The following is a 22255-nucleotide window of genomic DNA, read 5'->3' on the forward strand; positions in this document are numbered from 1 at the left end:
CCTTGCGGGATGAATCCCCGCAGGGATTCCTCCTGCCTTAAAACAGGAGGAAATACTCTTTGAGCGTGCTGCCTTGCAGTCCTCCGCTCACATCAAACCGGAGACACGAGCGAAAACTCTGTCTGTCATTGTCCAACTATCTTATTTTGAGATAGCAGCGGACTCGTTGTGCGACCAACGATAGCCTAGGAAAACATGCGTCACTGGTAACGGTGGGGTGTGAAGCTTTTCCGACAATGTAGTCCCCATCAGGGTGTGCTTTTGCCGTGAGGCAAAGTACAGACGCTCGGAGCAGTACCGGGTCGAGACGCTAGGCTGGTTGGCATGGGTAACGTAAGTGAACTGCTGATAAACGCCGTAATGATAAACATGCCAAAACTGCTGTCAGGCATGGACCAAAAGGTATGGGGCCAGTTATTCCTGTGGGATGTGGGAATACGTCGCTACAAGGCCTCCGGTGAAAAGGCAGACCCTAAACCAATCGTGTGACAGGTAGGGAACGTGGTAAGCCCGTATGGCCGCCTTCGGGCAGGTGAACCGCAAGGGGATCTGTTGGCTGTGCGGGTATGGGATCGCAGAAAAAGCGAACGCCGAGCTGTAATGGCGCGGACAGGGGTTGGAACATTACCCCACGGGAAACCGGGCAGACTTCTGCGTGGTCTTTTATCGCATGAACGCTGAGTAAACCTGTCTCAATCATCTTCGAAGTCCGGCAGTAATGGGCTTCTTATTCATCCACTCCTGACGGGAGCGTCCATTCCCGTCAGGGGATGCGTACGTCTTCTGCTCGGGAAACTTGAGAGGAAGGCAGCATGTTAGTACCTAGCCAACTGGCCGGGTCTGCGCCTTCCGGCGTTCCGCAGCATTGGCATGACATCGATTGGTGTCGTGTGCAGCAGAACGTACGGGCGATGCAGATACGGATTGCGAAGGCTTGTCGGGAAGGCAACTGGCGCCGGGTGAAAGCCCTGCAACGGATGTTAACCCGCTCTCGTTCGGCCAGATACTTGGCCATACGGCGAGTCACTGAAAACCAGGGCAAGCGCACGGCGGGAGTCGACCGCGTGCTCTGGGATACACCCGATGCCAAATGGAAAGCGGCAAATGGGTTGAAGCGCCACGGGTATAAGCCACGGCCACTACGGCGTGTGTTTATCCCGAAGTCGAATGGAAAAGAACGCCCTCTGGGCATTCCAACCATGACTGACAGAGCTATGCAGGCGCTATACCTGCTAGCCCTGGCACCTATCGCTGAGACCACCGGCGATCCAAACAGCTACGGCTTTCGGATCGAACGCTCCACGGCGGATGCGATGGCACAGTTGTTCGTTTGTCTATCCAAGAAGGCTTCGGCCCAATGGGTATTGGAAGCGGACATCAAAGGCTGCTTTGATCACATCAACCATGACTGGCTGATCGAAAATGTCCCAACGGACAAAGAAATCCTCCGAAAATGGTTGAAAGCTGGAGTGATTCACAAAGGCCAGCTACAGGCAACGAATGCCGGTACACCACAGGGCGGGATTATCTCGCCCACCTTGGCAAATTTGGTGCTGGATGGACTGGAATCACAGCTCAAGCGACATCTGGGCGTGACGAAGGCGAAGAAGCTGAAAATTAACGTGGTGCGATATGCGGATGATTTTGTGATTACCGGTAGCTCGAAAGAGATGCTCGAAAATGAGATCAAACCTTGGGTTGAGCAGTTTCTCGCGGTGCGAGGATTGCAGCTGTCGCTTGAGAAAACCCACGTCGTCCACATAGATGAAGGCTTCGACTTCCTTGGTTGGAATTTCCGCAAATACGGCGGAAAACTCCTGATCAAACCTGCCAAAAAGAACGTGAAAGCGTTCTATAGGAAGGTAAAAGAGGTCATCAGCACTAACAAAGCGGTGAAACAGGAGGAGTTGATCCGCCTGCTTAATCCGATACTGCGAGGCTGGGCGCTGTATCACCAGCCTGTGGTCGCCAAGAAGGCGTACAGCCGCATGGACCACCAAATATTCCAAGCGCTTTGGCGTTGGGCGAAAAGGCGGCACCCAAATAAAAGTCTCGATTGGGTAAGGGAGAAGTATTTCCAAACCTACGAAAATCGAAGCTGGGTGTTTGCCACCACGGTCATAACGGAGTCAGGAGGCAAAGAGGCAATTCGGTTATACGCCCTAGAGGCCACGCCGATTGAGAGGCACAGGAAGATCAGCGGGGATTTCAATCCGTTTGATCCCTCTATGGAAGAAATGGGAGAGGCATTGCGGATGTCCCGGATGCTCGGGAAATTGAAGTACCGCAAACAAATTCTTCATCTATTTCAATCCCAAAAAGGACTGTGCGTACTATGCAAAAGCCCAATATCTAGGGAGACTGGGTGGCACGACCACCACATCATTTATCGCTCACAAGGCGGTGGTGACTCGCTGGACAACCGGGTACTATTGCATCCCATTTGCCACCAGCAGCTTCACGCTCGTGGACTAACAGTGTACAAACCGGCTCCCCCAAGGGGGGGCTTCGTAAAGACTTGAGCCGTATGCGCTGAAAGGCGCACGTACGGTTTTTAGGGGGGAGCAGACCAGAAATGGTCTGCTCCTACCCAACTTTCAGACCATCGAGAGGCGTGCGGCCCAAACCGCGGGCAGATGGCACGCAGGAAGCCCGGACTAATAAGATGGCATTGAAATCCCCCGCGTTTCGTAGAAAATTTCCGTTGCTGGTAACCGGCAGTCTGCTGGCCTTGCAACCTTTCGCCACCTCATTCGTGGTCGCCGCGGAACAGTATGACTGCTCAGTCTCTGCTTCGGGTGCCTGGGATTGCGCGCCGAAGACGGCCGCCGCCCCATTGCCGCCGCGCCCGGTGCATGACGGCGCTGCCGTCAGCTCGGCCAACAGCACGCCGCAAGGCAAAGCTGGCGGCAGCGTCGACGCCGAGCCCAAGACCATGCTGGTCACCGAATCCAAGGGCCGTGGCCTGCGTTCGCGCAGTGCCGACTACAGCCACCTGGACTGGGTACCTCGCGACAAGCTGACCGCAGCACAGTTGGCCGAAACCGGCCCTTACTGCGGCGGCGCGTACATCGAGCCGACTCGTCCTGGCATGAACGACAAGACGGACAAAAGCGATGCGCCGACCTTCATCGGCGCCAAGGCCTCGCGTTACGAGCAGGAGCAGCAGGTTGCCACCCTGGCCGGTGACGTGGTCATGCGCCAGGGCAGCATGCAGCTGGAAGCGGACGAAGCCAGCCTGTACCAGGCCGAGAACCGTGGCGAACTGAACGGCAAAGTGCGCCTGCGCGACAACGGTGCCCTGATCGTGGGCGACCATGCCCAGGTCCAGCTCGACACCGGCGCCGCCCAGATCGACAACGCCGAATACGTGATGCACAAGTCACGCATCCGCGGTAACGCGCTGTACGCCAAGCGTGCAGAAAACGCGATTATCCGTCTCAAGGACGGTACGTACACCACCTGCGAGCCGGACAGCAACGCCTGGCAGCTCAAGGGCAACAACATCACGTTGAACCCGGCCACCGGTTTCGGTACGGCGACCAACGCGACGTTGCGGATCAAGAACATCCCGATCCTGTACACCCCGTACATCTACTTCCCGATCGACGACCGTCGCCAATCCGGCTTCCTGCCGCCGAGCTTCAGCACCGGTAGCGAGACTGGCTTTACGCTGGTAACGCCGTACTACTTCAACCTGGCACCGAACTACGATGCCACGTTGTACCCGCAATACATGACCAAGCGTGGCTTGTTGATGGAGGGCGAATTCCGCTATCTGACCAAGTCGAGTGAAGGGCAGTTTGGTGGGGCTTACCTCAACGACGATAACGACGAGCGCAAGAACCAGACCGACTACGAAAAGACCCGCTATATGCTCAATTGGCAGCATAAGGGTGGGTTGGATTCGCGTCTGACGTCGCAGGTGGATTACACCCGGATCAGCGATCCTTATTACTTCCAGGATTTGAAGTCGTTTGAGGAAGGGGTTGAGAGCCAGGACGCTCTGAACCAGCAGGGATCTTTGACGTATCGGGGCGACTCTTATCAAGCCCGCTTGAATGTCCAGGCTTATCAGCTGGCGACAATCACTCAAATCACACCGTATGACCGGTTGCCGCAGCTCACGCTGAATGGCCAACTGCCATTTCATCCGGGCGGCCTGGACTTCAGTTATGAAACCGAAGCCGTACGCTTTGATCGAGACTTGGAGAACGGTAACTTTACCGACGAAAACGGCTTGGTTTCGCGTCGCCTCGATACCAACGTTACTGGCTTGACCCGTGCAAACGGCACTCGTCTGAACCTTGCGCCAGCTGTTTCTTATCCGATGAACTGGTCCTACGGCTTCTTGACGCCGAAGTTGAAGTACGTTTATACCAAGTACGATCTTGACCTTGATGGTACGGGCAAGAGCCAAATGGCTGCCGGAGGTCAAACCTTCGAAAGCTCACAGGACCGTGCAGTACCTATCGCCAGCATCGACAGCGGCCTGTACTTCGACCGTAAAACCAATTGGTTCGGCAAAGACTACAACCAGACCCTTGAACCTCGTGCGTTCTACCTCTACGTACCGAATAAAGACCAGACCGAGATTCCTGTCTTCGACACCAGCGAGAACTCGTTCAGCTACTCCTCGCTGTTCCGGGACAACCGCTTCAGCGGCTCCGACCGTATCGGCGACGAGAACAAGCTGTCCTTTGGTCTCACCAGCCGCTGGATTGAAGAGAACGGTTTCGAACGTCAACGCGCTTCCATCGGCCAAGCGGTGTACTTCAAGGATCGTGAAGTTCAATTGCCTGGCATCGACGCCAAGACACGTGATGACGCTCACTCGAACGTATCTCCTGTCGCACTGGAGTACGAGTTCCGCTTCAACCGCGACTGGCGCGCCACGGCCGACTACAACTGGGATACCGAAAGCCATAGCCCTCGCTCCGGCAGCGCGATGTTCCACTATCAGCCGGAAGACAACCCGAACAAGGTCGTCAACCTGGGCTACCGCTATCGCAACGACCAGGTTGTCTACAACCAGCTGACCGGCAAATGGCAGTTCGGCGGTGACTTTGGCAGCCCGGGCCAAGAGAACTACGTGAAGGATTACTACAAAATCCAACAACACGACTTCTCGATGATGTGGCCGATCATTCCCCAGTGGAACCTGATCACCCGCTGGCAGTACGACTATGCCCGCAACCGCACCCTGGAAGCCTTCGGCGGTTTCGAGTACGACAACTGCTGCTGGAAACTGCGCGTCATCAACCGTTACTGGGTTTCTAACGACGAATATACGCAGATCGCCCCTCAGAACGAAAAGGGTGACCACGGGCTCTTCTTCCAGATCGTCCTTAAAGGACTCGGCGGCCTGACCGGCGCCAAGGTAGAGAGCTTCCTCGACAAAGGCATTGAAGGTTATCGTGAACGTGAAGACAAAGCTTTCTGAGTGTTTGCGCCCGCTAGTGCTGGGCGCGCTGTTCCTGGGTACTGTTTCGGCACACGCCGCGGTTCAACAGCTGGATAAAGTCGCGGCCATTGTCGACAACGACGTGATCATGCAGAGCCAGCTGGACCAACGGGTCAAGGAAGTTCAGCAAACCATCGCCAAGCGTGGCGGTGGTGTACCACCGAGCAGCGTCCTGGAACCCCAGGTGCTGGAGCGTCTGATCGTCGAAAACCTGCAATTGCAGATTGGCGACCGTTCCGGCATCCGTATTTCGGACGAAGAACTGAACCAGGCCGTTGGCACCATTGCTCAGCGTAACAATATGAGCATTGATCAGTTCCGCGCCGCCCTGGCTCACGATGGTTTGTCCTATGAGGACGCCCGTGACCAGATCAAGCGCGAAATGATCATCAGCCGTGTGCGCCAGCGCCGTGTGGCCGAGCGGGTTCAGGTGTCCGAGCAGGAAGTGAAGAACTTCCTGGCCTCGGACCTGGGCAAGATGCAGCTCTCCGAAGAACTGCACTTGGCCAATATCCTGATTCCTACCCCGGACGCAGCCAACTCTGAGCAGCTCAATGCTGCCGCCGCTAAAACCCAGGCGATCTACGAGCGTCTGAAAGCGGGTGCAGACTTTGCCCAGATGGCTATTGCGCAGTCCGGCAGCGACAACGCCCTTGAAGGCGGTGACATGGGCTGGCGTAAAGCCGCTCAATTGCCACCTCCGTTTGATCGCGAATTGAGCGCTATGGAAGTCGGCGGCATTACCCAGCCAGCACGCACTCCGGGTGGTTTCATCATCCTGAAGTTGCTGGAACGCCGCGGCGGCGAAACTTCGTTGAAAGACGAAGTCCATGTTCGTCACATCCTGGTCAAACCGAGCGAAATCCGCACCGAGGCCCAAACCAAGGAACTGGCACAGAAGATCTATGACCGCATTGAAAGCGGTGAAGACTTCGCCACCCTGGCCAAAAGCTTCTCGGAAGATCCAGGTTCTGCCCTTAACGGTGGCGACCTGAACTGGATCGACCCGAAAGCCCTGGTGCCTGAGTTCCAGCAGGTTATGGCCGAGACGCCACAAGGCGTATTGTCCAAGCCCTTCAAGACTCAGTACGGCTGGCATGTGCTGGAAGTGCTTGGCCGTCGCGCCACGGACAACACCACCCAGGCCCGCGAGCAACAAGCCCTGACCGTGTTGCGTAACCGCAAATACGACGAAGAGCTGCAAACCTGGCTGCGTCAGATCCGTGACGAAGCGTATGTAGAGAACAAGCTGCCAGGCGCCGAGCAAACAGGCACCGACCAGGCACCCCAGTGAAACCCCAGCGTTTCGCGGTGACACCCGGCGAGCCAGCCGGCATTGGTCCAGACCTGTGCCTGCTGCTCGCCTCGCAACCCCAGCCACACCCCCTGATTGCTATTACCAGCCGCGACCTGCTCCTTGAGCGGGCCGCGCAGCTGGGTGTGGCCGTCAACCTGCTGGACGTGGCGCCGGGCAACTGGCCCGACCTGCCGGCCCCCGCCGGTAGCCTGTATGTGTGGGACACCCCGCTGCAGGCCAAGGTGGTGGCCGGGCAGTTGAACACGGCCAACGCGGCATTTGTGCTAGAGACGCTGACCCGTGCGGGCCAAGGCTGCATCGACGGCGACTTTGCCGGCATGATCACCGCACCGGTGCACAAAGGCGTGATCAACGAATCCGGCATCGCCTTTTCCGGCCATACCGAATTCCTCGCGGAACTGACCCATACCGCTCAAGTGGTGATGATGCTCGCCACCCGTGGCCTGCGTGTGGCGCTGGTGACCACGCACTTGCCGCTGCGTGAAATCGCCGATGCCATCACTGCCGAGCGTGTGGAGCGTGTCACGCGCATCCTGCACAGCGACCTGCAACACAAATTCGGCATTGCCCAACCGCGCATCCTGGTCTGCGGGCTCAACCCCCACGCCGGTGAAGGCGGCCACTTGGGCCATGAAGAAATCGACATCATTGAACCAACACTAGAGCGCCTGCGCCAAGAAGGCATGGACCTACGCGGCCCATTGCCTGCAGACACTCTGTTTACCCCCAAATATCTGGAGCACTGCGACGCAGTGCTGGCGATGTACCACGACCAGGGGCTGCCCGTGCTGAAATACAAAGGCTTCGGCGCCGCAGTCAACGTGACACTGGGCCTGCCGATTATCCGCACCTCCGTCGACCATGGCACTGCCCTGGACCTCGCTGGCAGCGGCAAGATCGATACCGGCAGCCTGCACGTGGCCCTGGAAACCGCCTATCAGATGGCCGAGACCCGTATATGACTGAGCATTACCAACACCGGGCGCGCAAGCGCTTCGGGCAAAACTTCCTGCACGACGCTGGCGTGATCGACCGTATCCTGCGCTCCATCCACGCCAAGCCAGAAGACCGCCTGCTGGAAATCGGCCCGGGCCAGGGCGCGCTGACCCAAGGCCTGCTGGCCAGCGGCGGGCAACTGGACGTCGTTGAGCTCGACAAGGACCTGATCCCGATCCTCAACCAGCAGTTTGCCGGCAAGCCCAACTTCAACCTGCACCAGGGCGATGCACTGAAGTTTGACTTCAACAGCCTTAACGCTGCGCCCAGCAGCCTGCGGGTGGTGGGCAACCTGCCATACAACATTTCCACGCCGCTGATTTTCCACCTGCTGAACAACGCAGGGATCATCCGCGACATGCACTTCATGCTGCAAAAGGAAGTGGTGGAGCGCCTGGCCGCAGGCCCTGGCGGTGGTGACTGGGGCCGCTTGTCGATCATGGTCCAGTATCACTGCCGCGTGGAGCACCTGTTCAACGTCGGCCCGGGCGCGTTCAACCCGCCGCCGAAGGTTGATTCGGCCATCGTGCGCCTGGTGCCGCATGCCGTGCTGCCGCACCCGGCCAAAGATCACAAACTGCTGGAGCGTGTGGTACGCGAAGCGTTCAACCAACGCCGCAAGACCTTGCGTAACACCCTCAAGGCCCTGCTGAGCAACGCTGAAATCGAAGCCGCCGGCGTCGACGGCGGCCTGCGCCCCGAGCAACTGGACCTGGCCGCGTTCGTGCGCCTGGCTGACCAGCTTGCCATCCAGCCCGCAGCGACCGAGGAATAAGGCCCAACACCCTCCAATGTGGGAGCGGGCTTGCTCGCGAATGCGGCGTGTCAGTCAACATTTTCGTCAACTGATACACCGTATTCGCGAGCAAGCCCGCTCCCACAGGTTTAACCGCGCTTCAAGAGCCCAGACAGCATGTCTGGCCTAGTGCCCTCCTCTTGGCCTAGACTGACCCGCATCTGCTGTCCTTCGCTTTTAAGGCCTCTTGCATGTCCGATCCTCGTTATCAGATCGACGTCAGCGTCGTCACCCGCTTCCTGGCGGACCAATCACAACCCGAACATAACCGCTTCGCCTTCGCCTACACCATTACAGTGAAGAACAACGGGCTGGTGCCGGCCAAGCTGCTGTCGCGCCACTGGGTCATCACCGATGGCGACGGCCAGGTCGAGGAAGTGCGCGGGGCAGGCGTTGTCGGCCAGCAGCCGTTGATCGACAGCGGCGCCAGCCACACTTATAGCAGCGGCACGGTGATGACCTCCAAGGTCGGCACCATGCAAGGCTCGTATCAAATGAAGGCCACCGACGGCCAACTGTTCGATGCAATCATCAAGCCTTTCCGCCTGGCTGTTCCCGGAGCCCTGCACTGATGGCAACGTACGCGGTCGGCGACCTGCAAGGCTGCCTGGACCCTCTCAAGCGCCTGCTGGAGCGCGTAGCCTTCGACCCGGCAAATGATCGCTTGTGGTTGGTGGGCGACTTGGTCAACCGCGGCCCACAGTCCCTGGAAACCCTGCGCTACCTCTATAGCCTGCGCGACTCTCTGGTATGCGTGCTGGGCAACCATGACCTGCACTTGCTTGCGGCCGGCAACAATATCGAGCGCCTCAAAAAAGGCGACACCCTGCGGGAAATCCTCGAAGCCCCAGACCGCGCTCAACTGCTCGACTGGCTGCGCCGGCAAAAACTCATGCACTACGATGAAGGCCGCAACATGGCCTTGGTGCATGCCGGCATCCCGCCCCAGTGGACGTTGAAAAAAGCCCTCAAATGCGCTGCCGAAGTTGAAACTGCGTTGGCCGATGACAACCTGTACACCGCGTACCTCGACGGCATGTACGGCAACGACCCAGTGAAGTGGGACAACGACCTCACGGGCGTGGCCCGCCTGCGAGTGATCACCAACTACTTTACGCGGATGCGCTTCTGCACGGCCGAAGGCAAACTGGACCTCAAGAGCAAGGAAGGCGCCGACACCGCCCTTCCCGGCTACAAGCCCTGGTTCGCCTACAAGGAACGCAAGACCCGAGACACAAAGATCATCTTTGGCCACTGGGCCGCGCTGGAAGGCAAGTGCGATGAGCCCGGCGTGTTCGCCCTCGACACCGGCTGCGTGTGGGGCGGTGCCATGACCCTGATGAACATCGACACGGGCAAGCGCCTCGACTGCCAGTGCGAATCGCCCCTTTCCATTACCCAGCCGGCCACCGCCAAGCAATAGGAGCCCGCCATGACCGAATTCAAACGTATCCCTCCCCAAGAAGCCCAGGCCCTGCGCGAGCAAGGTGCGGTAGTCGTCGACATCCGCGACCAACCCACTTATGCCGCCGCTCACATCACCGGCGCCCAGCACTTGGACAACGTCAACATCGCCGACTTCATCCGCGCCGCTGACCTCGATGCGCCGCTGATCGTGGCCTGCTACCACGGCAATTCCAGCCAGAGCGCAGCCGCGTATCTGATCAGCCAGGGTTTCTCCGACGTCTATAGCCTGGACGGCGGGTTTGAGCTGTGGCGTGCGACCTTTCCTGCGGAAATTTCTTCAGGCGATTCGCAATAATTTTTTTCACACCCCGCCACCCCGCGTGACGCTTGGGCTTGCGCCGTTTCTGACGAACGGCGCAGCCAAACTAATTGCGCATCGCGCCTTGACCTCCCGGATTCCGAACTATCCTTAAGCGCAGGCCATCCGAATCAGGGGAGAGCCGGTACACCGGCGTTCGGGTCATCGGTAGCGTTTCAGGGTGTTCTGGGGGGAAAACAGCCATTGGCATGCGTCAATGGCTGCCAGCATCGACTGATTGATCCGGCGTCGGCTCCACGTATCGAGCGAGGTGACGACGTCATGAGTATCTTTAGCCACTTCCAACAACGCTTTGCGTCCACACAGCAGGAAGAACTCACGCTTCAGGAGTATCTCGAGCTGTGCAAACAGGACCGCAGCACCTACGCCTCTGCCGCCGAACGCCTGCTACTGGCGATTGGCGAGCCAGAACTGGTGGAAACCGCCAATAATTCGCGCCTGTCGCGGATATTTTCCAACAAGGTGATCCGCCGCTATCCGGCCTTTGAAGACTTCCATGGGATGGAAGAATGCATCGACCAGATCGTTTCCTACTTCCGCCATGCCGCCCAAGGCCTGGAAGAGAAGAAGCAGATCCTCTATCTGCTCGGCCCGGTCGGCGGCGGCAAGTCGTCCCTGGCCGAAAAGCTCAAGCAATTGATCGAGAAGGTGCCCTTCTATGCGATCAAGGGCTCGCCCGTCTTCGAGTCGCCCCTGGGCCTGTTCAACGCCACGGAAGATGGCGCGATCCTTGAGGAAGACTTCGGCATCCCGCGGCGCTACCTCAACACCATCATGTCGCCCTGGGCCACCAAGCGCCTGGCCGAGTTCGGTGGTGATATCAGCCAGTTCCGCGTGGTGAAACTCTACCCGTCGATCCTCAACCAGATCGGCGTGGCCAAGACCGAACCGGGCGATGAAAACAACCAGGACATTTCGGCGTTGGTGGGCAAGGTCGATATCCGCAAACTGGAAGAATTCCCGCAGAACGATGCCGATGCCTACAGCTATTCGGGCGCACTGTGCCGGGCCAACCAGGGCCTGATGGAATTCGTGGAGATGTTCAAGGCACCGATCAAGGTGCTGCACCCACTGCTTACCGCTACCCAGGAAGGTAACTACAACAGTACTGAAGGCCTGGGGGCGATTCCGTTTACCGGGATCCTGCTGGCCCACTCCAACGAATCGGAATGGCATACCTTCCGCAACAACAAGAACAACGAAGCCTTCATCGACCGGATCTATATCGTCAAGGTGCCGTACTGCCTGCGGGTCAGCGATGAAATCAAGATTTACGACAAACTGCTGTTCAACAGTTCCCTGGCCAAGGCCCATTGCGCGCCCGACACCCTGAAGATGCTTGCCCAGTTCACAGTGCTGTCGCGCCTCAAGGAGCCGGAGAACTCCAATATCTATTCGAAGATGCGCGTCTACGACGGCGAAAACCTCAAGGACACCGATCCCAAGGCCAAGTCGATCCAGGAGTACCGTGACACAGCCGGTGTGGACGAGGGCATGAACGGTCTGTCGACGCGCTTTGCGTTCAAGATCCTGTCTAAAGTCTTCAACTTCGACCCCCACGAGATTGCCGCCAACCCGGTGCACTTGCTCTATGTGCTTGAGCAGCAGATTGAACAGGAGCAGTTCCAGGCCGAAACCCGCGAGCGCTACCTGCGCTTCCTCAAGGAGTATCTGGCGCCGCGCTACATCGAGTTTATCGGCAAGGAAATCCAGACCGCTTACCTGGAGTCTTACAGCGAGTACGGCCAGAACATCTTCGACCGCTACGTGCTGTACGCCGACTTCTGGATCCAGGACCAGGAATACCGCGACCCGGAAACCGGCGAAATCCTCAATCGCGTGGCCCTCAACGAAGAGCTGGAAAAGATCGAGAAACCCGCCGGCATCAGCAATCCGAAGGATTTCCGCAACGAAATCGTCAACTTCGTACTGCGCGCCCGTGCCAACAACAACGGCAAGAACCCCACTTGGCTCAGCTACGAGAAGCTGCGGGTGGTCATCGAGAAGAAAATGTTCTCCAACACCGAGGACCTGCTGCCCGTCATCAGCTTCAACGCCAAAGCCAGCAAGGAGGATCAGCAAAAACACAACGACTTCGTCACACGCATGGTCGAGCGAGGCTACACCGACAAACAGGTACGGCTGCTCTCCGAGTGGTACCTGCGGGTTCGCAAATCACAGTAAGGCAGCGGCAAGCGCACACTGCCAGGCATCCGGCCTGGCAGTTGACCGCTTGTCCCTAAGCTTCCAGCTCGCGGCTTGAAGCTTGTAACGTGAAGCTGCCCGGAGGGCTCCCCATGAGCTATGTGATCGACCGACGCCTCAATGGCAAGAACAAGAGCACGGTAAACCGCCAGCGTTTCCTACGGCGTTACCGTGACCACATCAAAAAGGCGGTAGAAGAGGCCGTCAGCCGCCGTTCCATCACCGACATGGAGCATGGCGAACAAATCAGTATTCCCGGCCGGGACATCGACGAACCGGTGCTTCACCATGGTCGCGGCGGCAAACAGACCGTGGTGCACCCTGGCAACAAGGAATTCACCACCGGCGAACATATCCAGCGCCCGCAAGGCGGCGGCGGTGGCAAAGGCCCGGGCAAGGCCGGCAACTCTGGCGAAGGCATGGACGAATTCGTGTTCCAGATCACCCAGGAAGAATTCCTCGAATTCATGTTCGAAGACCTGGAACTGCCCAACCTGGTCAAGCGCAACCTTACCGGCACCGACACCTTCAAGACCGTACGCGCAGGCATCAGCAACGAGGGCAACCCTTCGCGCATCAACATCATCCGCACCCTGCGCTCAGCCCATGCCCGGCGCATCGCCCTGTCGGGCAGCAGCCGCGCCAAACTCAAGCAGGCCAAGGAAGAGTTGGCACGCTTGAAGCGCGAAGAACCGGACAACTTCGGCGATATCCAGGAAATCGAGGTAGAAATTGAAAAACTCAGCGCGCGCATTCACCGCGTGCCGTTCCTCGATACCTTTGATTTGAAATACAACCTGCTGGTCAAACAACCCAACCCCAGCTCCAAGGCGGTGATGTTCTGCCTGATGGACGTTTCCGGCTCCATGACCCAGGCCACCAAGGACATCGCCAAACGCTTCTTTATCCTGCTGTACCTGTTTCTGAAACGGAACTACGACAAGATTGACGTCGTGTTCATCCGCCATCACACCAGCGCCCGGGAAGTGGACGAAGAGGAGTTTTTCTACTCGCGGGAGACCGGCGGCACCATCGTTTCCAGTGCACTGAAGCTGATGCAGGAGATCATGGCCGAGCGCTATCCCGCCAACGAATGGAACATCTACGCTGCCCAGGCCTCCGACGGCGACAATTGGAATGACGACTCACCGATCTGCCGGGACATTTTGATCAACCAGATCATGCCGTTCGTGCAGTACTACACTTACGTCGAAATCACCCCCCGTGAGCACCAGGCCCTGTGGTTCGAATACGAGCGCATCGGCGAAGCCTTTGCCGACACGTTCGCCCAGCAGCAACTGGTCTCGGCCGGCGATATCTACCCGGTCTTCCGTGAACTCTTCCAGCGCAGGTTAGTGACATGACCGCCAAAAAAGAGAACAAGCGCCAACCCATTTCCACCGGCTCCGAGTGGACCTTCGAACTGATCCAGGCCTATGACCGGGAAATCAGCCGTATCGCGGCGGGTTATGCCCTGGACACCTACCCCAACCAGATAGAAGTCATCACCGCTGAACAGATGATGGATGCCTATGCCTCGGTGGGCATGCCGCTGGGCTATCACCATTGGTCCTACGGGAAACACTTCCTCAGTACCGAGAAGTCCTACACCCGTGGCCAGATGGGCCTGGCCTACGAGATCGTGATCAACTCCGACCCGTGCATCGCGTACCTGATGGAAGAAAACACCATCTGCATGCAGGCGCTGGTAGTGGCCCATGCCTGCTATGGGCATAACAGTTTCTTCAAGGGCAATTACCTGTTTCGCACCTGGACCGATGCCAGTTCGATCATTGATTACCTGGTGTTCGCCAAGCAATACATCATGCAGTGCGAAGAACGCCACGGTATCGATGCGGTGGAAGACCTGTTGGACTCCTGCCATGCGCTGATGAATTACGGGGTCGATCGCTATAAGCGTCCCTATCCTATTTCCGCCGAAGAGGAGCGCCTGCGCCAGAAGGAACGCGAGGAGCACCTGCAGAAACAGATCAACGACCTGTGGCGCACCATCCCCAAGCGCGCCGACAAGAACAGCGACAAGGACAATGCACGCTTCCCCGCCGAACCGCAGGAAAACATCCTGTACTTCCTGGAAAAACACGCACCGCTGCTGGAACCCTGGCAGCGTGAAATCGTGCGCATCGTGCGCAAGATCGCGCAGTATTTTTACCCACAGCGCCAAACCCAGGTGATGAACGAAGGCTGGGCCACCTTCTGGCATTACACCCTGATGAACGACCTGTACGACGAAGGCCTGGTCACTGACGGCTTTATGATGGAGTTCCTCACGTCCCATACCAGCGTGGTCTTCCAACCAGGCTTCGACAGCCCGTATTACAACGGCATCAACCCCTATGCACTGGGTTTTGCCATGTACCGCGATATCCGCCGTATGTGCGAGCACCCCACCGAGGAAGACCGCCGCTGGTTCCCGGAAATCGCCGGCAGCGACTGGCTATCGACCATCAAGTTCGCCATGAGCAGCTTCAAGGATGAGAGTTTTATCCTGCAGTACCTGTCGCCCCAGGTGATTCGCGACCTCAAGCTGTTCAGCATCCTGGACGACGACCTCAAGGATGACCTGGTGGTGCCTGCCATCCACGACGAACCCGGCTACCGCATCATTCGCGAAACCCTGGCCGCCCAATACAACCTCGGTAACCGCGAGCCTAACGTGCAGATCTACAGCATCGATGTGCGTGGCGACCGTTCGCTGACCTTGCGTCACCAGCAGCACGACCGCAAACCCTTGGGCGAATCCACTGAGGAAGTGCTCAAGCACCTGCATCGGCTCTGGGGTTTTGATATTCATCTGGAAACCCTGCAGGGCGACCAGGTGATGAAAACCCACCATGTGCCACCGCGCAGCGATCATAACGACAACGACTACGGCCGCCTGGACATGGCCGTCGTGCATCTCTGAAACAGCAAAGCCTCCATTGGCCAGGCTCAGGCGTTATCCTGTGCCGCTAATGGAGGCTTTTTCATGAAAATCTACAAGGTCGGCGGCGCCGTGCGTGATCGTCTTCTGGGCATCGAGGTCACCGATATCGACCGCGTCGTCGTTGGCGCGACGGCCGAAGAGATGCTCGCCAAAGGTTATAAACCGGTGGGCGCTGATTTCCCGGTATTTCTCGACCCGAAGAACGGTGACGAATACGCCCTCGCTCGCACCGAACGCAAGAATGGCCGGGGTTACGGCGGCTTTATATTCCATGCGAGCCCCGACGTTACGCTGGAAGAAGACCTGATCCGGCGTGACCTGACCATCAATGCCATGGCGGAGGACGACGAAGGTAATCTGACTGATCCTTACCATGGCCAACGCGATCTTGAAGCGCGTGTTTTGCGGCATGTTTCTCCCGCGTTCGCCGAAGATCCCCTCCGCGTCTTACGCGTTGCACGCTTCGCCGCGCGCTATGCGCCTCTGGGCTTCACAGTCGCCCCCGAGACCCTGGCGTTAATGCGCCAACTCAGTGAGTCCGGCGAGCTGGAGGCCCTTACCCCCGAGCGCAGTTGGAAGGAAATCTCACGGGCGCTGATGGAAGCTCAACCCCAGGTATTTATCCAATTGCTGCGTGACTGCGACGCGCTGAAAACCTTGATGCCGGAGGTGGACGCGCTGTTCGGCGTGCCGCAGCCCGCAGCGCATCACCCAGAAATAGACACCGGCGTGCACACCTTGAGCGTGCTGGAGCAGGCCGCCCTGCACAAGCAACCGCTGAGCGTGCGCTGGGCCTGCCTGCTGCATGATTTGGGCAAAGGCCTGACGCCTGTGGATAAGTTGCCGCAGCATATTGCCCACGAGCAACGCGGCCTGAAGCTGATCAAAGCGGTGAACGAGCGTTTCAAGGTGCCGAGGGATTGCCAGGAATTGGCCTTGCTGGTGGGGCAATATCATACCCATGGGCATCGTGCGCTGGAGCTCAAGGCCTCGACATTGCTGGAGTTGCTGCAAAGTTTCGACGTTTACCGTCGGCCGCAACGCTTTGAAGAATTCGTGGCGGCCTGCGAAATGGACGCTCGGGGCCGACAGGGTTTTGAGCAACGCAGTTATCCACAGGCCGATTATTTGCGGGCAGCGGCGAAGGCTGCACGCGAAGTGCCGGTCGCGCCATTGCTGGAAAAAGGCTTCAAAGGCCCCGAACTGGGCGAGGCGCTCAAGCGCGAACGACTAAACGCATTGAAAGCCTACAAGGAACAGCAAAAGCCCCTGTAGGAGCGAGCTTGCTCGCGAAGAACCTCAACGACGACGCAGCGCCCTCAGGTTTTTCGCGAGCAAGCTCGGCGCCTACAAAAGAGCTAGCGGCGTGAGTGGCTGACCCTGCCACTCGAACGCCACAGGTGCCAATACCTGATCAATTTGCGCGTCTCGCCACAACTCGGCCATTGTCTTGCCCGCCTCCGGGTGCAGACGCTGCGGCGCCATCATCGACAGCGGCCACAACACAAAGGCGTTTTTCAGAATTTCGGCTCGCGGCAGGACCAAGCCATCAAAATCGCCCACCAGATCGCCATACAACAACACATCGATATCCAGCGGCAGGCCTTTGCGGTCGGGCGCGTAGCGGCCATTGTCGGCCTCGATGGATTTCAAGCGGCGATCCAACTCCATCAATGGCAGGTCGGTATAAGCCGACACCACCAGATTGAAAAACGGCCCGCTCTTGATACCCACCGGCTGGCTTTCGAACACCGCTGAACAGCGCATATCCGTCAAAAAGCCCGCCAACGCATCCAAGCCGGCGCATAAACGAACCTCGCGCTCGATATTGCTGCCAAGCCCGAGATAAACCTGAGTCAACGACATCCGCGCTCGATCTCCACGCCCACGCCCTTGGCAGCCGGTACCGCGCCGGGCTTGGTCAACTTGAGGTGCAGCCAGGGAATCTGGAATTCACTCATCAGCACTTCGGCCAGGCGCTCGGCAAAGGTTTCCACCAACTGGTACTGGGACTGCTCGGCAAAGGCCTGGATACGCGCAGACACCCTGGCGTAATCCAGTGCCAGCGTCAGGTCATCACCGGCCGCAGCTGGGCGATTATCCCAGGCGAAGCTCAGGTCCAGGCACAGGCATTGCCGGATTCCGCGCTCCCAGTCGTAAGCCCCGATCACGGTGTCGACTTCCAGGCCTTCGATAAACACTCTGTCCAAGCACTTTTCTCCGCAGCACGACAAGGGCGCGATGCCCCGTTAGAATCAGGGCGTCCTCGCCCGGAATAGTTAGCATGTTTTGGTCACTGGCGATTTTCGCCTACCTGCTCGGCTCGCTGTCCTTCGCCATTTTGCTCAGCCGCTTGACGGGAAATCCCGACCCGCGAATGAGCGGCTCAGGCAATGCCGGCGCCACCAATATGTTGCGCCTGGCCGGCAAGAAACTCGCCGTCCTGACTTTGCTGGGCGACCTGTGCAAGGGCCTGCTGCCTGTGCTGATCGCCAGCCTCGTCGGCCTTAGCTTGCAACAGCAAGCCTGGGTGGGCCTATGTGCCGTCCTGGGCCACCTGTTCCCGTTGTACTTCCGCTTTCGCGGCGGCAAGGGCGTCGCCACAGCGGCCGGCATGCTGCTGGGCATTTACCCCCCTGCGGCGTTACTGGCCATGCTCGCCTGGCTGCTGACGTTCTACCTGACCCGCACCAGCTCGCTGGCCGCGCTGATCGCTACGCCACTGACCCTACCGCTGCTGGCGTGGCAGGAACCGCAAGCACTGGTGCCGATGAGCGTACTGACACTGCTGATCGTCTGGCGCCATCGCGGCAATCTACGCGACCTGTTTGCCGGGCGCGAACGGCATTTTTAAATACCCGCCTGAACCCGGCGCCCCTGAACCTTACAACGGCGGCAATTGCTCCATCGGCCAGCGCGCCTGCACGCTGATCGCCAGGCTTTCGTGCTGCCCGGCCTGCAAGCGCTGGCAACCGGCGTAGGCGATCATCGCGCCGTTGTCAGTGCAGAACTCAGGGCGTGCGTAAAACACATTGCCATTCATGTCGCCGAGCATTTTTTCCAGGGAACTGCGCAACGCCTTGTTGGCGCTGACGCCGCCTGCGATCACCAGCCGCTTCATGCCCGCCTGTTTCAGGGCGCGCTTGCACTTGATGGTCAAAGTTTCCACCACCGCCTGCTGGAACGCCAGCGCGATGTCGCAACGGGCTTGTTGGCCGTCGTCCCCGGCGCTGACGCTCTGCTGCCAGGTGTTCAAGGCAGAGGTTTTCAAGCCGCTGAAACTGAACATCAAGCCAGGACGATCACACATCGGCCGCGGGAAGGTGTAGCGACCGGCAACGCCGCTCTCAGCCAGGCGGGCGATTTCCGGACCGCCCGGATAATTAAGCCCCATCATCTTCGCGGTTTTGTCGAACGCTTCGCCGGCAGCATCGTCCAGCGACTCGCCCAACAGCGTGTATTGGCCGATCCCATCCACCTGAACCAGCTGCGTATGCCCCCCCGAAACCAACAAAGCGACGAACGGAAACTCTGGCGGTGTTTTTTCCAGCATGGGCGCCAATAAATGGCCTTCCATATGGTGCACGCCAAGGGCAGGAATACCCCAGGCAAAGGCCAGCGCTTGGGCACAAGAGGCCCCAACCAGCAGGGCTCCGACCAATCCTGGCCCTGCCGTGTAGGCGATGGCATCGATCTCGGTTGCCACACAGCCGGCCTCATCCAGCACCTGGCGGATCAGCGGCAGCATGCGCTTGACGTGATCGCGGCTGGCAAGCTCCGGCACCACGCCGCCATAGGCGCGATGCAGGTCGATCTGACTGAACAGTGCATCGGCCAAAAGCCCGCGTTCACTGTCGTATAGTGCGACTCCGGTTTCGTCGCAGGAGGTTTCAAGTCCCAGTACTAGCATGGGTTTGCGCCTTGTAGAGGCTGAATTCGAAGGCGCGCATAATAGTCGCCACTCCCCCTCCCGACTAGCGGTTTTCGATCAGAGGCTTTGCATTCCGGGCAATGAGGGGTTAACATCCGCAACCCTTAAAAACCGACGACCTCAGCCGCGAATTTTTTGCGACGAGAACGTTGATTCCCGGTAATGAAAGAAGGTAGCTCTGGATGCCAGCCGTCAAAGTAAAAGAGAACGAACCCTTCGACGTAGCTCTGCGTCGTTTCAAGCGCTCCTGCGAAAAAGCCGGTGTTCTGGCTGAAGTTCGTAGCCGCGAATTTTATGAGAAGCCAACTTCTGAGCGTAAGCGCAAAGCAGCAGCCGCTGTTAAGCGTCACGCTAAGAAAGTTCAGCGCGAACAGCGCCGCGCCGTTCGTCTGTACTAATACACAGACGTTCGTAGCAAGCTTCTGCCAAGCCCGGCCCTCAGCCGGGCTGTTGGCATTTGCGGATATCGCTTGATGCTTCACCGTCGACGCCGCACATGCGACCGAGACACTGCTTCACACGTCAGGGCTGGCTCTTTTGCCAGCGGTGCACGTCTCTTCTGACGAGCCTAACAAGGCTACTGACGAGCACACCTATTCTTCAAACAGACGATCAACCGTGTCGGCTGTGCCCATCGATGCGTTTCCGAGGCCGCCATTGGCCAAGACCGGACGCCCGGGCAACATTTCCATGCCGAAGACTGATCAGAAACTACCCTCAGTGAATATTCGGCAGATACACTTCCTGATGACCCATGCAGACGATGATGCTCAAGCACTCCATACGTGCGCTTGAACACGTCACGGGCCCTCATTTATACGCAGTGATGACGAGAACGCCATGGCCGGGCTGATTCCCCAGAGCTTTATTGACGACCTTCTGAACCGCACCGACATCGTCGATGTTGTCAGCTCACGCGTACAGCTGAAAAAAGCCGGCAAAAACTACACCGCCTGCTGCCCTTTCCATAAAGAAAAAACCCCATCGTTCAGCGTCAGCCCCGACAAACAGTTTTATTACTGCTTCGGTTGCGGCGCGGGCGGGAACGCCCTGGGCTTCCTGATGGACCACGACAACCTGGACTTCCCCCAGGCCGTCGAGGACCTGGCGAAAGCCGCCGGCATGGAGGTGCCCCGCGAGGACAGTGGTCGCCCGCACAAACCCCGGCAACCCACCGATTCGCCGCTGTACCCGCTACTGACCGCCGCTGCCGACTTTTACCGCCAGGCACTCAAGAGCCATCCGCAGCGCAAGGCCGCTGTCGACTACCTTAAAGGGCGCGGCCTCACCGGCGAAATCGCTCGGGATTTTGGTCTCGGCTTCGCCCCGCCGGGCTGGGACAACCTGTATAAACACCTGAGCAGCGACACCCTCCAGCAAAAGGCCATGATCGATGCCGGCCTGCTGGTAGAAAACGCCGAGACCGGCAAGCGCTATGACCGCTTCCGCGACCGCGTGATGTTCCCGATACGCGACAGCCGTGGCCGTATCATCGCCTTTGGCGGCCGCGTACTCGGGGACGACAAGCCCAAGTACCTGAACTCTCCGGAGACCCCGGTGTTCCACAAGGGCCAGGAACTCTACGGCCTGTTCGAAGCGCGCAAGAACAACCGCAACCTCGACGAAATCATCGTGGTTGAAGGCTATATGGACGTCATTGCCCTGGCCCAACAAGGCTTGCGCAATGCGGTCGCCACCCTCGGCACCGCCACCAGCGAAGAACATTTGAAGCGCCTGTTTCGCGTCGTGCCCAGCGTGCTGTTTTGCTTCGACGGCGACCAGGCTGGCCGCAACGCCGCCTGGCGCGCGCTCGAAGCCACGCTGTCGAGCCTGCAGGATGGCCGCCGCGCACGCTTCCTGTTCCTGCCCGAAGGCGAAGACCCGGACACCCTGGTGCGTTCGGAAGGTACCGACGCGTTCCGCGCACGCATCAATCAACATGCACAGCCGCTGGCGGATTATTTTTTCCAGCAACTGACCGAAGAGGCCGACCCGCGCTCCCTCGAAGGCAAGGCCCATATGGCCACCCTTGCGGCGCCGCTGATCGATAAAGTCCCGGGCGCCAACTTGCGCACGCTGATGCGTCAGCGCCTGCTGGAGATCACCGGTTTGAGCGGCGAAGCCGTGAGCCAGCTGGTGCACAGCGCACCACAGGATGCACCGCCCGCCTACGACCCCGGCATGGATTACGACGCCATGCCGGACTACGCTGACTTCCACCAACCTCAGGAGGCCTTCGCGCCCCAGCAGGAATGGACGCCGAAGAAGCCGGGCGCCGGCGGCAAGAAGTGGGACAAAAAGCCTTGGAGCAAAAACGGCAAACGCGGTGATCGCGATGAAGCCTACGCGCCACGCACACCCGTAGCGGTGGAAGCCCCCACACTGATTGCACTGCGCACACTGATTCACCACCCGCAATTGGCCGGCAAGGTTGAAAGTGCCGACCACTTTGCCAACGAGAGCAACACCTACGCTCAGGTGCTTATCGCACTGATCGAAGCCGTGCAGAAAAACCCTAAGCTAAACTCAATTCAGTTGATGGCTCGCTGGCATGGCACGGAACAGGGCCGTTTATTGCGGGCACTGGCGGAAAAGGAGTGGCTAATTGACGGCGACAACCTTGAACAACAGTTTTTAGACACCATTAATAGGTTATCCGCGGGTCAACACACTCAGACCCTCGACGAACTTATCAAGAGAGCGAGGCAGCCGGGATTATCGGCTGAAGAGCAAATTCAGATAGCAAAACAGATGCGCGACCTCTTAAAACAGAATGTTTACGCATCAAACCCGACCTCAGCTGGCGTGTGAG

General features: G+C 58.6%; 18 protein-coding genes. 15 read left to right on the forward strand and 3 right to left on the reverse strand.

Annotation, left to right across the window (positions count from 1 at the left end; genetic code table 11):
- The first annotated feature begins 812 nt into the window (after nucleotides 1–812).
- The 12 genes from ltrA to ACWHXD_RS28470 all read left to right on the forward strand — a co-directional run bounded on the left by ltrA (nucleotide 813) and on the right by ACWHXD_RS28470 (nucleotide 16787).
- Nucleotides 813–2522 (forward strand): group II intron reverse transcriptase/maturase, encoded by a 1710-nt coding sequence (ltrA, locus tag ACWHXD_RS28415; RefSeq protein ID WP_046489156.1) that lies wholly within the window; start codon nucleotides 813–815, stop codon nucleotides 2520–2522.
- 143 nt (nucleotides 2523–2665) lie between these two features.
- Nucleotides 2666–5443 (forward strand): LPS-assembly protein LptD, encoded by a 2778-nt coding sequence (locus tag ACWHXD_RS28420; protein ID WP_032895043.1) that lies wholly within the window; start codon nucleotides 2666–2668, stop codon nucleotides 5441–5443.
- Nucleotides 5424–6758, forward strand: a complete 1335-nt coding sequence (locus ACWHXD_RS28425; protein WP_138762894.1) for a peptidylprolyl isomerase — start codon at nucleotides 5424–5426, stop codon at nucleotides 6756–6758. Before ACWHXD_RS28420 ends, ACWHXD_RS28425 begins: the two co-directional genes overlap by 20 nt.
- Nucleotides 6755–7744, forward strand: a complete 990-nt coding sequence (gene pdxA / locus ACWHXD_RS28430; RefSeq protein ID WP_003194722.1) for a 4-hydroxythreonine-4-phosphate dehydrogenase PdxA — start codon at nucleotides 6755–6757, stop codon at nucleotides 7742–7744. Before ACWHXD_RS28425 ends, pdxA begins: the two co-directional genes overlap by 4 nt.
- The gene (gene rsmA, locus ACWHXD_RS28435; protein ID WP_032895038.1) at nucleotides 7741–8553 is read left to right on the forward strand and encodes a 16S rRNA (adenine(1518)-N(6)/adenine(1519)-N(6))-dimethyltransferase RsmA; all 813 of its coding nucleotides are present in this window, start codon (nucleotides 7741–7743) and stop codon (nucleotides 8551–8553) included. The genes pdxA and rsmA overlap by 4 nt, the downstream gene beginning before the upstream one ends.
- Nucleotides 8554–8765: 212 nt before the next feature.
- Nucleotides 8766–9146: a Co2+/Mg2+ efflux facilitator ApaG/CorD gene (gene apaG, locus ACWHXD_RS28440; RefSeq protein WP_003194726.1), complete on the forward strand. Its 381-nt coding sequence runs from the start codon at nucleotides 8766–8768 to the stop codon at nucleotides 9144–9146.
- A complete protein-coding gene (locus ACWHXD_RS28445; RefSeq protein ID WP_032895036.1) occupies nucleotides 9146–9997 on the forward strand; it encodes a symmetrical bis(5'-nucleosyl)-tetraphosphatase in 852 nt (283 codons plus the stop codon). The genes apaG and ACWHXD_RS28445 overlap by 1 nt, the downstream gene beginning before the upstream one ends.
- A gap of 9 nt (nucleotides 9998–10006) precedes the next feature.
- On the forward strand, nucleotides 10007–10336 hold the full coding sequence (gene glpE / locus ACWHXD_RS28450) for a thiosulfate sulfurtransferase GlpE (RefSeq protein WP_032895035.1): 330 nt from the start codon (nucleotides 10007–10009) through the stop codon (nucleotides 10334–10336).
- 285 nt (nucleotides 10337–10621) lie between these two features.
- Nucleotides 10622–12544 (forward strand): PrkA family serine protein kinase, encoded by a 1923-nt coding sequence (locus ACWHXD_RS28455; RefSeq protein WP_003194732.1) that lies wholly within the window; start codon nucleotides 10622–10624, stop codon nucleotides 12542–12544.
- A gap of 113 nt (nucleotides 12545–12657) precedes the next feature.
- Complete coding sequence (locus ACWHXD_RS28460) at nucleotides 12658–13929, forward strand: YeaH/YhbH family protein (protein ID WP_098950197.1); 1272 nt, start codon at nucleotides 12658–12660, stop codon at nucleotides 13927–13929.
- A complete protein-coding gene (locus tag ACWHXD_RS28465; protein ID WP_003194736.1) occupies nucleotides 13926–15491 on the forward strand; it encodes a SpoVR family protein in 1566 nt (521 codons plus the stop codon). The genes ACWHXD_RS28460 and ACWHXD_RS28465 overlap by 4 nt, the downstream gene beginning before the upstream one ends.
- A gap of 63 nt (nucleotides 15492–15554) precedes the next feature.
- A complete protein-coding gene (locus tag ACWHXD_RS28470) occupies nucleotides 15555–16787 on the forward strand; it encodes a multifunctional CCA addition/repair protein (RefSeq protein WP_138762837.1) in 1233 nt (410 codons plus the stop codon).
- A gap of 72 nt (nucleotides 16788–16859) precedes the next feature.
- Here the strand turns inward: ACWHXD_RS28470 and folK are convergent, their stop codons facing one another.
- Nucleotides 16860–17378, reverse strand: a complete 519-nt coding sequence (gene folK, locus ACWHXD_RS28475) for a 2-amino-4-hydroxy-6-hydroxymethyldihydropteridine diphosphokinase (RefSeq protein ID WP_138762838.1) — start codon at nucleotides 17376–17378, stop codon at nucleotides 16860–16862.
- Nucleotides 17369–17722, reverse strand: a complete 354-nt coding sequence (gene folB / locus ACWHXD_RS28480; protein WP_138762839.1) for a dihydroneopterin aldolase — start codon at nucleotides 17720–17722, stop codon at nucleotides 17369–17371. The genes folK and folB overlap by 10 nt, the downstream gene beginning before the upstream one ends.
- A gap of 74 nt (nucleotides 17723–17796) precedes the next feature.
- Between folB and plsY the strand changes: the two genes are divergently transcribed.
- Nucleotides 17797–18366, forward strand: a complete 570-nt coding sequence (plsY, locus tag ACWHXD_RS28485) for a glycerol-3-phosphate 1-O-acyltransferase PlsY (RefSeq protein WP_032895027.1) — start codon at nucleotides 17797–17799, stop codon at nucleotides 18364–18366.
- Nucleotides 18367–18396: 30 nt separating this feature from the next.
- On the opposite strand, the gene tsaD is transcribed toward plsY, so the two are convergent.
- Nucleotides 18397–19422: a tRNA (adenosine(37)-N6)-threonylcarbamoyltransferase complex transferase subunit TsaD gene (tsaD, locus tag ACWHXD_RS28490; protein WP_138762840.1), complete on the reverse strand. Its 1026-nt coding sequence runs from the start codon at nucleotides 19420–19422 to the stop codon at nucleotides 18397–18399.
- Nucleotides 19423–19625: 203 nt separating this feature from the next.
- On the opposite strand from tsaD, the gene rpsU reads away from it, so the two are divergent.
- Nucleotides 19626–19841, forward strand: a complete 216-nt coding sequence (rpsU, locus tag ACWHXD_RS28495) for a 30S ribosomal protein S21 (protein WP_002551877.1) — start codon at nucleotides 19626–19628, stop codon at nucleotides 19839–19841.
- A 442-nt stretch (nucleotides 19842–20283) separates the two neighbouring features.
- Entirely contained in the window at nucleotides 20284–22254 is a 1971-nt protein-coding gene (gene dnaG, locus ACWHXD_RS28500; RefSeq protein ID WP_138762841.1) for a DNA primase, read from the forward strand.
- The last annotated feature ends 1 nt before the right edge of the window (nucleotide 22255 follow it).

This window comes from Pseudomonas fjordensis (genome assembly GCF_976987115.1).